Source organism: Phocaeicola dorei (assembly GCF_013009555.1).
GTDB lineage: Bacteria > Bacteroidota > Bacteroidia > Bacteroidales > Bacteroidaceae > Phocaeicola > Phocaeicola dorei.
Map to the genome: position 1 here is coordinate 2,744,332 of NZ_CP046176.1, position 14,143 is coordinate 2,758,474.

At 38.3% G+C, this 14,143-nt stretch carries 13 protein-coding genes; 12 read left to right on the plus strand and 1 reads right to left on the minus strand.

The annotated features are described in order from the left end of the window. The 12 genes from GKD17_RS11515 (at position 1) to GKD17_RS11570 (ending at position 12,624) form a co-directional block, all read left to right on the plus strand. A complete protein-coding gene (locus tag GKD17_RS11515) occupies positions 1-1,320 on the plus strand; it encodes an HU family DNA-binding protein (RefSeq protein ID WP_007835422.1) in 1,320 nt (439 codons plus the stop codon). Between the two features lie 282 nt (positions 1,321-1,602). Then, positions 1,603-2,598: an AAA family ATPase gene (locus tag GKD17_RS11520; protein WP_005841303.1), complete on the plus strand. Its 996-nt coding sequence runs from the start codon at positions 1,603-1,605 to the stop codon at positions 2,596-2,598. Positions 2,599-2,847: 249 nt separating this feature from the next. Beyond that, entirely contained in the window at positions 2,848-3,717 is an 870-nt protein-coding gene (locus GKD17_RS11525; protein WP_007835413.1) for a DUF58 domain-containing protein, read from the plus strand. Between the two features lie 5 nt (positions 3,718-3,722). Then, positions 3,723-4,820 carry a BatD family protein gene (locus GKD17_RS11530; protein ID WP_007835411.1) on the plus strand — a complete coding sequence of 366 codons (1,098 nt, stop codon included), beginning with the start codon at positions 3,723-3,725 and terminating at the stop codon, positions 4,818-4,820. Between the two features lie 19 nt (positions 4,821-4,839). Beyond that, complete coding sequence (locus GKD17_RS11535) at positions 4,840-5,838, plus strand: vWA domain-containing protein (protein ID WP_007835408.1); 999 nt, start codon at positions 4,840-4,842, stop codon at positions 5,836-5,838. Between the two features lie 12 nt (positions 5,839-5,850). After that, the gene (locus GKD17_RS11540; RefSeq protein WP_007835406.1) at positions 5,851-6,873 is read left to right on the plus strand and encodes a VWA domain-containing protein; all 1,023 of its coding nucleotides are present in this window, start codon (positions 5,851-5,853) and stop codon (positions 6,871-6,873) included. Between the two features lie 9 nt (positions 6,874-6,882). After that, positions 6,883-7,590 carry a tetratricopeptide repeat protein gene (locus GKD17_RS11545; protein ID WP_007842993.1) on the plus strand — a complete coding sequence of 236 codons (708 nt, stop codon included), beginning with the start codon at positions 6,883-6,885 and terminating at the stop codon, positions 7,588-7,590. A 39-nt stretch (positions 7,591-7,629) separates the two neighbouring features. Then, complete coding sequence (locus GKD17_RS11550; RefSeq protein ID WP_007835402.1) at positions 7,630-9,465, plus strand: BatD family protein; 1,836 nt, start codon at positions 7,630-7,632, stop codon at positions 9,463-9,465. Between the two features lie 19 nt (positions 9,466-9,484). Further along, the gene (locus GKD17_RS11555) at positions 9,485-10,303 is read left to right on the plus strand and encodes a tetratricopeptide repeat protein (RefSeq protein WP_005841327.1); all 819 of its coding nucleotides are present in this window, start codon (positions 9,485-9,487) and stop codon (positions 10,301-10,303) included. A 10-nt stretch (positions 10,304-10,313) separates the two neighbouring features. After that, positions 10,314-11,021, plus strand: a complete 708-nt coding sequence (locus GKD17_RS11560; RefSeq protein WP_007835400.1) for a phosphatase PAP2 family protein — start codon at positions 10,314-10,316, stop codon at positions 11,019-11,021. Between the two features lie 129 nt (positions 11,022-11,150). Continuing rightward, the gene (locus tag GKD17_RS11565) at positions 11,151-11,420 is read left to right on the plus strand and encodes a hypothetical protein (protein WP_007835398.1); all 270 of its coding nucleotides are present in this window, start codon (positions 11,151-11,153) and stop codon (positions 11,418-11,420) included. A gap of 76 nt (positions 11,421-11,496) precedes the next feature. After that, positions 11,497-12,624, plus strand: coding sequence for a universal stress protein (locus tag GKD17_RS11570; protein WP_007835396.1), 1,128 nt, complete (start codon positions 11,497-11,499; stop codon positions 12,622-12,624). A gap of 283 nt (positions 12,625-12,907) precedes the next feature. Here the strand turns inward: GKD17_RS11570 and GKD17_RS11575 are convergent, their stop codons facing one another. Beyond that, positions 12,908-14,125, minus strand: coding sequence for a tetratricopeptide repeat protein (locus tag GKD17_RS11575; RefSeq protein ID WP_007835394.1), 1,218 nt, complete (start codon positions 14,123-14,125; stop codon positions 12,908-12,910). Positions 14,126-14,143 lie beyond the last annotated feature (18 nt).

Sequence of the window (14,143 nt, forward strand, 5' to 3'; positions counted from 1 at the left end):
ATGAGCGAGAAAGTAACCATACAAGATATCATCGAACTTTTGGCTGAGAAACACAGCATGACTAAAAAAGATGCTGAAATCTTTGTCAAAGGAATGTTTGAACTGATAGAGGAAGCTCTAGCTACTGAAAAGTATGTAAAGGTTAAAGGACTAGGTACGTTTAAACTCACAGAGGTGGAGAGTCGTGAAAGTGTAAACGTAAATACGGGGGAAAGAATTGAAATACAGGGTCATACAAAAATATCTTTTACTCCGGATTCCAGCATGAAAGATTTAATAAATAAGCCATTTGCTCATTTTGAAACGGTTATATTAAATGAGAATACCAAATTGGAAGATACCGAAACAGAAATAGAAGGAGAGGAGGAAGATACCGTTGACGAAAACGCGCCTAAGCCTAAACAAACAGTTGCGGCTAAAGAGGTTGAACTCATAGAAACGGAAAATACAGAAGATTCTCCAAATGAGAATCCCATTGCCTCGGAAGATATTGTCACTGAAGCAGAAAAGGATATTGTTGTTGAAACGGCTGTTCCCCAAACGGTTTCTCCTTTAGCAGAAACAATAGAAGGAAACAAGGTAACAGACAAACCTCAAGAAGAAGTTATGACTATTGCCGATGCAGCCATACTGGCTGCTCATAAAGCTTGTGAAGAAAAAACATCTTTGGAAATAATAGTGCCACAAGAGGCAACCCCGTCAGAAAAAACGGTAACTGTTACTTCTAATTTTGAAAAAGAACAGAAGATAGAGGAAACAACAGAAGCACAAGAAATCTCAGGAGAGAAAAAGAACAGAGTTTCCCGGGGAATTATTCTTGTTATCATTTTGATTGTCTGCATCACAGGTGGCATATATTGGTATTTGCAATCAGATAAAACTTCGGATTTACAATCGCCGGCTACAATAAAAAACACCCAAGAACAATTGGAAGAGGATATTCCTGCAATTCCGGTTAATGACTCATTAATGCAAGGTAAAGATACCGCAAACATATGGACGGATGTTACTAGAAAAGAAACCATCAGTCAATCACAACAGGCTGTATCTCCTAGTACGAAAAAGAGTTCTGGCGTTGCTGTAACTGCAAATGTTGAAAAAGAAACTTTAGCCGACACTGTAGAATATGACATAACAGGGACTAAAACTAATTACACATTACGAGAAGGAGAGAGCCTGGTAAAATTAGCTGTGAAATTCTATGGTACAAAAAAGCTATGGCCCTATATCGTGAAACATAATAAAAACATCATTAAAGATGCCGACAGAGTACCCATAGGGACTACTCTGCGTATTCCTGAATTAACTCCTAAAAAATAAGACTTCTTGTATTTTGCCTGCTTTCGACTTAAATAAAGCAGGCAAAATACAAGAAGTAAAAAAAGTGCGCTCAACTGATATTCTCACTCTACAAACCTTATCTTTGTATTTTAAAATTCTTTAGCCCAATAACCTTTAAAAAGTAGAGATGCACTTTACTTTTTTAATAAAAATTAGTTGCCGCTGTTAATTAATTACCGTAATTTTGGCTGCGTTAAATGAACAAGGCTATTTACAAGCCCGTTATTAGATCAATAAAGAAACAACTAAATAAACAAAATTATGGCTGAAGCAATTGACATTCGCGAACTAAACGAACGAATTGAAAGACAAAGTGCGTTCGTAACCAACTTAATGACTGGTATGGACCAGGTTATTGTAGGTCAGAAACATTTGGTAGAATCATTACTTATCGGTTTACTGTCCGATGGTCATATCCTGTTGGAAGGTGTTCCGGGTCTGGCAAAGACTCTGGCGATCAAAACGCTTGCATCTTTGATTGATGCCAAGTACAGCCGAATCCAGTTTACTCCAGACTTGCTGCCCGCCGACGTTATCGGTACCATGATTTATAGTCAGAAAGACGAACAATTCATAGCAAAGAAAGGTCCGATTTTTGCAAATTTCGTATTAGCCGATGAAATTAACCGTGCCCCGGCTAAAGTACAGAGTGCTTTGCTGGAAGCCATGCAGGAACGTCAAGTCACACTGAGCAAGGAAACCTTTATGCTACCCGAACCTTTCCTTGTAATGGCTACTCAGAACCCGATTGAACAGGAAGGTACCTATCCGCTTCCCGAAGCCCAGGTAGACCGTTTTATGCTGAAAGTTATTATCGACTATCCGAAACTGGAAGAAGAAAAGAAAATCATCCGCCAAAATATTACTGGAGAGAAAATCGAAGTTCGTCCCATTCTGAAAGCAACAGATATTATGGAAGCCCGCAAAGTGGTGCGCCAAGTCTATCTGGACGAAAAGATAGAGCAATACATCGCTGATATCGTATTCGCAACCCGTTTCCCTGAAAAATATGACTTGAAAGAACTGAAAGACATGATTGGTTTCGGTGGTTCACCGCGTGCATCTATCAATTTGGCATTGGCAGCACGCAGTTATGCGTTCATCAAACGTCGTGGTTACGTAATTCCCGAAGATGTTCGTGCAGTTGCTCACGATGTGCTTCGCCACCGTATCGGCTTGACTTACGAAGCAGAGGCTATGAATATGTCTTCTGATGAAATTGTAAGCAAAATCCTGAATAAAGTGGAAGTACCCTAAGGATTGTGTTCTGAGGCAGTTCTTAATTGCTTGACAATTAGGAAGAAACCCTGGAAACAAAAGGTTGAGTACAGAGTTCCACATGGGTGGGACTGTCATTCCACCCATGTGGAACTCCCGTTTCATCTATGTGGGACCACCATCCCACATGGGTGGAACACCAAATGCATCCGTTTGAAAAACCATTCTCGATAGGAGAAAAAACAGAAACCGATGCGCCGGATAAATAAACAACATAGTACGAACAGTATGGAAACAAGTGATTTATTAAAACGGGTTCGCCAGATTGAAATCAAGACACGCGGACTTTCGAACAATATCTTTGCCGGACAGTATCACTCTGCATTCAAGGGCAAAGGTATGTCATTCTCGGAAGTACGTGAATATCAGTATGGTGACGACGTACGTGACATTGATTGGAACGTAACCGCCCGCTACAACAAACCTTTTGTCAAGGTGTTTGAAGAAGAGCGCGAATTGACGGTTATGCTCTTGATTGATGTTTCGAACAGCTTGGATTTCGGTACGGTGAAGCAGTTGAAGAAGGATATGGTGACCGAGATTGCCGCTACATTGGCATTCTCGGCCATTCAAAATAACGATAAAATCGGAGTTATTTTCTTTTCAGACCGGATTGAGAAATTCATTCCGCCTAAAAAAGGCCGTAAACATATTCTTTATATCATCCGTGAACTGCTTGATTTCAAGCCCGAGAGCAAGCGTACAGATATAAAAACGGCTGTGGAATATCTGACCAACGTAATCAAAAAACGTTGCACCACCTTTATGATAAGCGACTTTATAGATGAAAACGACTTCCGCAATGCTTTGACCATTGCCAACCGGAAACATGATATCGTAGCTATTCAGGTATACGACCGCCGCATGGCAGAGTTACCTGATGTGGGACTGATGAAAGTACGCGATGCCGAAACCGGCCACGAGCAATGGATTGACACCTCGTCACGAGCTTTGCGTCGCGCACATAATGACTGGTGGATACAGCGTCAGGGAGTATTGAATGAAACATTTACTAAAAGTAATGTGGACTCTGTATCTATCCGCACGGATCAGGATTATGTGAAATCGTTGCTTAACTTATTTGCTAAACGAAATTAAAGAATATGAATATACTGAATACTAGCAAAAAGTTCTTGAAAGCTGGAGTTTGTGCAATTATGCTGATAACAGCCGGACAGGCACAGGCACAGCAGGTTACGGTAGACGCCAGCATTGACTCGCTGCAACTTCTCATTGGCGAACAGGCTAAAGTGAAGCTGGAAATCAGCATGGATGCCAAGCAAAAACTGCAACTTCCGTTCCTACGCGATACATTGGTAAAAGGAGTGGAGATATTGGATATAGCCAAGCCTGATACCCAGATGCTGAACGATGGAAAGCGTATGCTGATAAAACAGGAATATACAATAACTTCTTTTGACTCGGCACTTTACTATCTTCCCCCATTCGAGGTGATGGTAAACGGAGAGTCTTACCGGTCCAAAGCATTGGCCGTAAAAGTATATTCCATTCCGGTAGATACGCTGCATCCCGAACAATTCTTCGGACCGAAGACCGTTCGCGAAGTACCTATCACCTGGGATGACGTATCGGCCATCGTATGGCTTACCTTGCTGATGCTTGCTTTGGGCGGACTAGCTTACTACCTGTTTGTACGCTACAAAGATAACAAGCCTATCATCAAGAAGATCAAGATTGAACCGAAGTTGCCGCCACACCAGCAGGCGTTGAAGGAAATAGAGCGTATCAAGGGAGACAAAACCTTGCGTACAGCCGATCCGAAGACCTATTATACCGAGCTGACGGATGTACTCCGTACTTATATGGAAGAACGATTCGGCTTTAACGCTATGGAGATGACTTCATCCGAAATTATTGATAAGCTACAGGAAATCAACGACAAAGAGTCTATCAAGGATTTGATGTATTTGTTCCAGACTGCCGACTTGGTGAAATTCGCCAAACATTCTCCGTTGATGAATGAAAACGATATGAATCTGGTAAACGCAGTAGACTTTATCAATAATACAAAAGTGGAACCAGACCCGAATGCAAAGCCCGAACCTACGGAAATCACCGTGGAGGAAAAGCGAAGCAAACAGGGCAGAATGATTCTGCTGGGCAGCATCAGCATCATTGTTATTGCGATTGTGGTAATTCTATATAAGGTGCTGAGTGGTGTATATAACCTCTGGTTTTAACAAATAAATACTAGGAACAATGATTTTTGCAAATATTGAATATCTATTTCTGCTGATTCTGCTCATACCTTATATAATATGGTACGTCATGAAGCGGAAGAAAACCGAGCCTACGCTTCAGGTTTCTACCACACGCATGTACATGAAGGCACCCAAAAGCTGGAAGATTTACTTGCTGCATGCTCCGTTCGTACTCCGTACGGTGGCTATCATCATGGTAATCCTGATCTTGGCACGCCCTCAGACCACAGACAATTGGCAGAATACCGAAATAGAAGGAATCGACATCATGCTAGCAGTAGACGTTTCTACCAGTATGTTGGCCGAAGACTTGAAACCCAACCGCTTGGAAGCCGCCAAACAAGTAGCTTCCGAGTTTATCAACGGCCGCCCCAATGATAATATCGGTCTGACCATCTTTGCCGGTGAGAGTTTTACCCAATGTCCGCTAACGGTAGACCATGGGGTACTGCTGAATCTGTTCAACAGCATTAAAGGCGATATCGCCCAGCGCGGACTGATTGAAGATGGTACTGCCATCGGTATGGGCATTGCCAATGCGGTGACCCGTCTGAAGGACAGCAAGGCTAAATCGAAAGTGATTATTCTGCTGACGGATGGTAGTAATAACCGTGGAGATATTTCTCCACTGACGGCAGCCGAGATAGCTAAACAGTTCGGAATCAGGATCTACACTATTGGTGTCGGTACAAACGGAACTGCTCCTTATCCGATGCAGACCTACGCAGGGACGCAATATGTGAATGTCCCCGTCGAGATAGACGAAAAGACTTTGACCGAGATTGCAGGTACAACGAACGGAAATTATTTCCGTGCCACCAGCAATTCCAAGCTGAAGGAAGTCTATCAGGAGATTGACAAACTGGAGAAAACGAAGTTGAACGTGAAAGAATTCAGCAAACGCGAAGAAGAATATCAGGTATTCGCCTGGATTGCTTTCTTCTGCATTTTGCTTGAACTTTTGTTGCGTAACTCAGTATTAAAGAAAATACCTTAAAAAAAGAAAGTCATGTTTCGATTTGCAGACCCGAACTTTTTATATTTACTCATCCTATTGCCGTTTTTGGTGGCGCTGTATTTGTATTCCAATTATCACCGCCGCCAAAATATTCGCAAATATGGTGATCCGGCATTGCTGAAAGGGCTTATGCCGACTATTTCCAAGTATCGTCCTGACATCAAGTTTTGGCTGACTTTTGCTGCGTTGACATTGGTTATACTGATGTTGGCCCGTCCACAGTTCGGCTCAAAGATGGAAACGGTGAAACGAAGTGGAGTGGAAGCTGTTATTGCATTAGACATTTCAAACTCTATGCTGGCAGAAGATGTGACTCCCAGTCGTTTGGACAAATCAAAGAAATTGATATCCAGACTGGTAGATACGTTCAATAATGATAAAGTAGGATTGATTGTTTTTGCAGGTGATGCTTTCACGCAATTGCCTATTACAAGCGATTATGTTTCTGCCAAGATGTTTTTGGAAACCATTAACCCGTCATTAATAACCACACAAGGTACGGATATCGGTACGGCCATCCGCCTGGCAATGAAGAGTTTTACTCCACAAGAAGGAGTGGGACGTGCGATTATTGTCATTACCGATGGTGAGAATCATGAAGGTGGGGCAGTAGAAGCAGCCCAGGAAGCAGCCGAAAAAGGTATGCAGGTATTTGTACTAGGGGTAGGTTCACCGGATGGTTCTCCAATTCCAGCTGAGAATGGTAGCAACAATTTTCGTCGCGATAAAGATGGAAATGTCATCGTCACCCGCTTGAATGAGCAAATGTGCCAGGAAATAGCCAAGGCAGGCAATGGAATGTATATCCGCGTAGATAATACCAACTCTGCCGAAAAGGTGTTGAACAATGAAATTGCTAAATTGTCAAAAGCTGATGTAGAAAGTCAGGTTTATACTGAATTCGATGAACAGTTCCAGGCTTTGGCATGGCTGGTGCTTATCCTGCTGGTGGTAGAAATGCTTATTTTGGAACGGAAGAATCCGCTTTTCAAAAATGTCAGACTATTTAAATAAGGAATGCTTATGTTACAAAAAACCTATATCACTCTGTTATTCTTACTTGTGGCAAGCTGTGCCTTCGCCCAAAAAACAGAAAGAGATTATCTGCGCAGTGGAAACAAGCTGTATAACGACAGTTTGTTTATCAAAGCGGAGGTAGATTATCGTAAGGCATTGGAAATTAACCCGAAATCAACAGATGCTATGTTCAATTTGGGAAACTCGCTCTTGATGCAGCAAAAAGCAAAGGAAGCGATGGAACAGTTTGAATCTGCTTCAAAAGTAGAAAAGGATAGAGATAAACTAGCACAGATTTATCATAACATGGGAGTTATCCTTCAGTCGTCCAAGCAGTATCCACAGTGTATAGAGGCTTATAAGGAATCTTTACGGAATAACCCGAAAGATGATGAAACTCGTTACAACTTGGCTTTGGCACAAAAGCTGTTGAAAGACCAACAGCAAAATCAAGACCAGAATCAGGATAAGAATCAAGATCAAAAACAAAATCAGAAAGACGACAAAAAGGATCAGAACAAAGACCAGCAAGAACAGGATAAGAAAGACCAACAAAATCAAAATCAGCAACAACAGCAGCAAAATAAGGATGAAATGTCCAAAGAAAATGCCCAACAATTATTGAATGCTGTGATGCAAGATGAAAAGAATGTGCAAGATAAAGTTAAAAAACAACTGCAAATTCAAGGAAAGAAGTTGGATAAAGACTGGTAATTTCTTAATTTTGGCAAATAAAAAAATAATTAGATAGCAATGAGGAAAGTAATTCTCTTATTCATATTAATAACATCGGTGCTCGGAGCATGGGCAGACGGAAATGTGACGTTTACCGCTTCTGCGCCTGATGTAGTAGTAAGCGGGGATCAGTTCCGGCTGACTTATACGGTCAACACTCAGAAAGTCAGGGATTTTCGTGCACCTAATATCAAGGGGTTCGATGTCTTAATGGGACCAAGCCGTTCACAGCAGAGTAGTACACAGATTATAAATGGTAATGTTACTTCTACCAGCTCCATTACTTTTACTTATATTTTGATGGCTGATAAAGAAGGAACTTACACCATTCCTGGTGCTACTATTGTGGCAGACGGACAAAACAAAACTTCAAATTCCGTACAAATCAAAGTATTACCGCCTGATCAAACAAATGGTGTTGGAGGTGGAAACAATAGCGGTGGAAGAACTTCTTCACGCAGTCAGGTTGCCGGAAGCAAAATAACCAATCAAGATTTGTTTATTACCGCAACAGCAAGTAAGACTACTGTTTATGAACAGGAAGCCATCTTGTTGACATACAAGGTCTATACTTTGGTAAACTTGCGCCAACTGCGTGGTGACATGCCTAAACTAACCAACATTTATGTACAAGAAGTGGAACTTCCCCAACAAAAGACATTCTCTTTGGAACATTATAACGGAAGAAACTATAACACTACTGTGTGGAGTCAGTATGTACTTTTCCCCCAGCAATCGGGAAAAATAGAAATTCCGGCTATTACCTTTGAAGGGGTTATAGCTCAACAAGTTGCCTCAGACGATCCTTTTGATGCTTTCTTTAATGGTGGAAGTAACTATGTGGAAGTAAAGAAAAACATTGTTACTCCTAAGCTGACCATCAACGTAAAAGCATTGCCCGATGGCAAACCAATTAATTTCTCCGGAGGAGTAGGAGAGTTTACTATCAGTTCGTCTATAAGTACAAAAGAACTGAAAACAAATGATGCTGTAACCATTAAGTTAGTCATTTCTGGTACAGGTAATTTGAAATTGGTCAATACTCCGGAAGTAGCTTTCCCAAAGGATTTTGAAGTATACGACCCCAAGATTGACAATAAATTTACATTAACTCGCGAAGGTTTGTCAGGCAATAAGGTGATAGAATATCTAGCAATTCCAAGACATGCCGGCAATTTCACTATTCCGCCTGTCGAATTTTCCTATTTTGACTTAAAAAGCAATAGCTATAAAACAATAAAAACAGAAGCTTACAACCTAAAAGTGGAAAAAGGTGCAGGAAATGCAGATCAAGTTATTGCAGACTTTACCAACAAGGAAGATTTGAAAGTATTGGGACAAGACATCCGTTACATCAAAATGGGGGAAACTAGTTTAACTCGTAAGGGAGATTTCTTCTTTGGCTCAACAACATATTATCTATGGTATATCATTCCATTGGTTCTCTTCGTTGTTTTCGTAATTGTCTATCGTAAAAAAGCTATTGAAAATGCAAATGTAGCAAAAGTACGTACTAAAAAAGCGAATAAAGTGGCTGCCAAACGCATGAAAAATGCAGGCAGATTATTAGCTGAAAACAAACAAGAAGCATTCTATGATGAGGTGTTGAAAGCACTTTGGGGATACATCAGTGATAAGTTGAATATCCCGGTTTCTCAATTGTCTAAAGATAATATCGAGGACGAATTGACCAAATATGGTGTTGCCCCCGAACTGATTAAAGATTTCATCGGAACATTGAATGAATGCGAGTTCGCCCGCTATGCTCCGGGTAATCAGAATGAAGCTATGGATAAAGTATATTCTTCGGCTGTTGAGGTCATCAGCAAAATGGAGAATAGTATAAAACACTAAATCAAAGGAGATTATAACAATGACAAAAATATATTTCATTTTGATATTCCTGATAAGTTTTGTCACAGTCTACGCACAGAATGAATCAGACTCTGCACAGGTTACCGCCCAAACAGAAATGCCACAAAGTGCTGCTGTGCAAACTTTCCCAACAAAGACAGAAGCCGATAGTGCATATATAAGAAACGACTTTGCAGCTTCTGTAGAGATGTATGAGAATATATTAAAAAACGAGGGGGAATCTTCCGATATTTATTATAATTTAGGTAACAGCTATTATAAAATGAATAACATTGCCAAAGCTGTCCTTAATTACGAACGTGCCTTGTTGCTAAACCCAGGAAATAGTGATATTCGTTTCAACCTAGAACTGGCTCGAAGCAAAACTGTAGACAAGGTAATCCCTTCTAGTAAAATGTTTTTTGTTACCTGGACTCAATCACTTATTAATACAATGAGTGAAAAGGCATGGGCACATACAGGCATTATCATGTTTATTCTGATGATATTGGCACTGTCTTTATTTATTTTCGGAAAACGAGTAGTCTTGAAGAAAGTAGGATTTATTTCAGCAATCTTTTTCTTTCTAGTGACCATTTTAGCAAATATATTTGCCTCAGAACAAAAATCTGAATTAATTAATCATGATAACGCTATTATAATGGCTCCTAGCGTTACAGTCAAAAGTACTCCTAACCAAAGTGGAACAGACTTATTTATTCTTCATGAAGGTAGGAAAGTAATAATTAAAGATAATACGATGAAGGAGTGGAAAGAAATTAAACTGGAAGACGGTAATGTGGGATGGGTACCTACCAATGTTATTGAAATCATTTAAAACATAATCAATGGATATACAACAGTACATAGCAGCAGATAAAGAATTACTACTGAATTTGAACGGAAGCCAATCCTTATTTTGGGACGGATTCATGTGGGTAGCTACCAGTACAATTGTATGGGTACCTGTAGCTGCTATGCTGTTATATATCATAATTAAAAATAACAAAATTCAAGAAGCATTATTGACTATCGTTATGATTGCCTTAGTCATAACTTTAGCAGATCAAATAGCTTCTGGTTTATGCAAACCGTTTTTCGCACGTTTCCGTCCAACACAAGACCCCAATATTATGTATATGGTTGATATTGTAAACGGATATAGAGGAGGACGATTTGGCTTCATATCCAGTCATGCTGCCAACACATTTGCTATTTCTGTCTTTTTATCTTTACTAATTAAAAGGAAATCTCTTACTTTTATGCTTCTTTTTTGGGCCGTACTCAATTCCTATTCTAGAATCTACTTAGGAGTGCATTATCCGGGAGATATTCTTTTTGGTGCTATAGAAGGTTGTTTCATAGGATATTTGATTTATCTCCTTTATAAATTTATTCAAAAAAAAATCTTTTATAAACCACGTTGCATTTCTAATCAATACACTGCCAGCGGTTATTTGATTAGTGATATTAATTTATTCTACATAATTCTCATTTCTACTTATTTCTTCATTATTATAGCAGGTATGATTGTGACTCATACACTCAATCTATAATCAGCAAATTAACCATTATAAATTTACATATAGTCAAAAATAGCACAAAAAGATTTGTTTTATGCATTTTTTTGATTAAGTTTATACCATGATTTAAGTACTCACTTTTATAACTAAATTTAATACATCATGAGAACAATAACATTTAATGAACTGCGCAGAATCAAAGATTCATTACCTAGTGGGAGTATGCACAGAATCGCAGATGAACTCAATATGACCGTAGAAACTGTACGTAACTTTTTTGGTGGACACAATTTCAAGAATGGTAAAAGTGTTGGAATTCATTTGGAACCGGGACCAGATGGGGGACTAGTAATGCTAGATGATACAACAGTTCTTGAAAAAGCCCTTCAAATATTGAGAGAAACTGAAGAAAAAATAACGCAAGAAGTGTAATATAAAATCCCGGTTGAATTGCAACATTCAATTGGGATTTTTTGTTTAACCTGAAAATCACTTAAAATATAGAATTATGGAAGATAAATTGGTAACCTTAGCAATCCTCACTTACGCTAAAGCTCAGATTTTAAAGAATGTGCTTGAGAATGAGGGAATTGAAGCGTACATTCACAATGTGAATCTTATTCAACCTGTTATATCTTCTGGGGTAAGACTAAGAATTAAAGAAAGCGATCTGCCCCATGCTTTGCAAATTATAGAAAGTTCTGCATGGCTTTCAGAAGATATAATCAAAGGGAAGGAGAGTAGCTCGGAAAAAAACAAAGAAAAAAGAAAAGTACTTATCCCGGTAGATTTTTCAAACTATTCCCTTAAAGCCTGCCAATTTGGTTTCTCTTTTGCTAATGCTATTAATTCAGAAGTTGTGCTTTTACATGCTTATTTCAGTCCTATTTATGTGCCTACAATTCCTTATGGAACTGATAATTTCAATTTTCAGATCGAAAGAGAAGAATCTGTAAAAAGTATGATAGAAACAGTGCACAACGAGTTGAACAAACTTTCCGATACAATTAAAAAGAAAGTTGAGTCAGGAGAGTTTCCCAATATAAAATATACTTGTATTTTGCGTGATGGCATTCCCGAAGAAGAAATCTTACGATATGCTAAAGAATATAATCCTCAGATAATTATAATGGGAACAAGAGGAAGAAGTCAAAAAGATATAGACTTGATTGGCAGCGTTACGGCCGAAGTCATAGAAAGAAGCCAATCCTTTGTATATGCTATTCCAGAACATACACCATTAAAAACATTCAATGACATAAAAAAAGTAGCTTTTGTGACCAATTTTGACCAAAGGGATCTAATAGCTTTTGACTCCTTGATAAATGTTTTTAAATCGTTTCATTTTGCCGTTTCCTTCGTTCATTTAAGTACAGATAATGATGCATGGCATGAAATAAAACTAGCAGGTATTAAAGATTATTTTCAAAAACAATACTCAAAATTGGAACTACATTATAATGTAGTGAAAGAAGATAACATACTGAGCAATTTGGACAAATATGTAAAAGAAGAAAATATAGACGTAATTTGTATCACAAACTATAAACGAAACATATTTGCTAGATTGTTTAATCCTAGCATAGCAAGAAAAATGATATTTCATGCTAATACACCTATATTAGTAATAAAATAAAGAATCAAGAAGGGTAGCACAAGCAAATCGCAATATTTTGTTACTCTTTAACATATTAATATCTACCCAATAAAAAAGAGATCAATATAAATTAAACATAATATTGATTATATATCAAAAATGGTTCTCGTAAACGGATGTATGTAATGGGTAAACTTTTAAAGATACATAAAACTTTAGGTAATAACAAAACCCGGGCTTGGGAAAGTCTTTTGGCATAAAAAGAGAGGTTGTGCCAGAATTTTAACACAACCTCTTTATTATTTTAAAATCAGTGTTTTTATTAATATCCTAATTCTTTTTCCAAAGAATCATATTCAGCTCTATTTAACTTCCAATAAATATTCAGCAAATAATTCCCCCACAAAGCCTTATTGTCAGGCTTTAATTCTTTTGCCTTCTCATAGTATGGTTTAGCTTTCTCATACAACTCTTTAATCTTACTTTCGTTTTCATTGTATTTGGGATCATCAATAGCTAGCTTCGCATTTTCCTCAACAATAATCTGAGCTGGGAAAAAATAACAGTCACCAATCTTTGAATATGCTTCAGCAACTAAATCTCCGTTATTTGAAATAATTTTATTAAATGTAGCAATTGCATCATCATACTGCTTTTTCTCATATAATAAGATACCTTTTACATAAAGATAGTACGGAGTTTCACTCGTAGCAAGCAATTTATTAATTTGAACCAGACCCTCATCAACCATACCTTTTTGAATGTAATAATCCATAATATTACCAACAAAGTATTCTTGCTTAGGGAACAATTCAGTACCTTCTTTGATTACTTCAAGCCATTTTGCAGAATCACCACCTTCTTTCTGACCATATGTTTCAGCCAAGCACATTAATGCTCTATAACCTTCTTCTTTATGATTCTTACCTATATTACCATATTTGATGACAGCCTGATTATCTTTCAGCATATTAGCAGCTAAAGTTGCATAGCAAGCATATAATGCATTCAAAGTATCAGTCTTCAACTCATCATCATCAGCAAACATAGGTTCGTTTACTACATCAACAAATAACCCAAAATACTTTAAAGCATCAGCATAATCTCCTTTATTGTAAGCATCACCACCACCATTAACCAGGTTTAAACGCAAAGTCTTCAAAGCATCTGCATTCTTCTTTCTGAATTTGGGTTTCTTTAACTCGCCACTTTGAACTTTAGCCTGCTCTATTTCATCGCATTTCAAGTAGAAGTCATACATCTTAGCTAAGCTGTTATAAAGCTTAGTTGTATCTGCTTGGCCTCCAGGTAAATAAAGTTTCATGTTTTCTTCATCATAAATTGCTTTCTGAAAATCTCCTGCTAATTTCCATGTTTCCGGATCATTAGCAGTTTCAGGATTAGTTAAAGCCGGTTCGATAGCTTTTGCAGCTTCTTCAGGTTTGCTTTTCAAGGATTTAGCCTCCTTAACAACACTTACTTGTGCAGACACAAAGCAAGCTGTTAACAATAAAGCCACTGTAAATAATACTTTTCTCATGATTTTGTGGATTTAATA

Excerpts from the sequence above, each read along its gene's own strand:
- GKD17_RS11515 (WP_007835422.1), top strand. The coding sequence starts at position 1 with ATGAGCGAGAAAGTAACCATACAAGATATCATCGAACTTTTGGCTGAG.
- GKD17_RS11520 (WP_005841303.1), top strand. The coding sequence starts at position 1,603 with ATGGCTGAAGCAATTGACATTCGCGAACTAAACGAACGAATTGAAAGA.
- GKD17_RS11525 (WP_007835413.1), top strand. The coding sequence starts at position 2,848 with ATGGAAACAAGTGATTTATTAAAACGGGTTCGCCAGATTGAAATCAAG.
- GKD17_RS11530 (WP_007835411.1), top strand. The coding sequence starts at position 3,723 with ATGAATATACTGAATACTAGCAAAAAGTTCTTGAAAGCTGGAGTTTGT.
- GKD17_RS11535 (WP_007835408.1), top strand. The coding sequence starts at position 4,840 with ATGATTTTTGCAAATATTGAATATCTATTTCTGCTGATTCTGCTCATA.
- GKD17_RS11540 (WP_007835406.1), top strand. The coding sequence starts at position 5,851 with ATGTTTCGATTTGCAGACCCGAACTTTTTATATTTACTCATCCTATTG.
- GKD17_RS11545 (WP_007842993.1), top strand. The coding sequence starts at position 6,883 with ATGTTACAAAAAACCTATATCACTCTGTTATTCTTACTTGTGGCAAGC.
- GKD17_RS11550 (WP_007835402.1), top strand. The coding sequence starts at position 7,630 with ATGAGGAAAGTAATTCTCTTATTCATATTAATAACATCGGTGCTCGGA.
- GKD17_RS11555 (WP_005841327.1), top strand. The coding sequence starts at position 9,485 with ATGACAAAAATATATTTCATTTTGATATTCCTGATAAGTTTTGTCACA.
- GKD17_RS11560 (WP_007835400.1), top strand. The coding sequence starts at position 10,314 with ATGGATATACAACAGTACATAGCAGCAGATAAAGAATTACTACTGAAT.
- GKD17_RS11565 (WP_007835398.1), top strand. The coding sequence starts at position 11,151 with ATGAGAACAATAACATTTAATGAACTGCGCAGAATCAAAGATTCATTA.
- GKD17_RS11570 (WP_007835396.1), top strand. The coding sequence starts at position 11,497 with ATGGAAGATAAATTGGTAACCTTAGCAATCCTCACTTACGCTAAAGCT.
- GKD17_RS11575 (WP_007835394.1), bottom strand. The coding sequence starts at position 14,125 with ATGAGAAAAGTATTATTTACAGTGGCTTTATTGTTAACAGCTTGCTTT.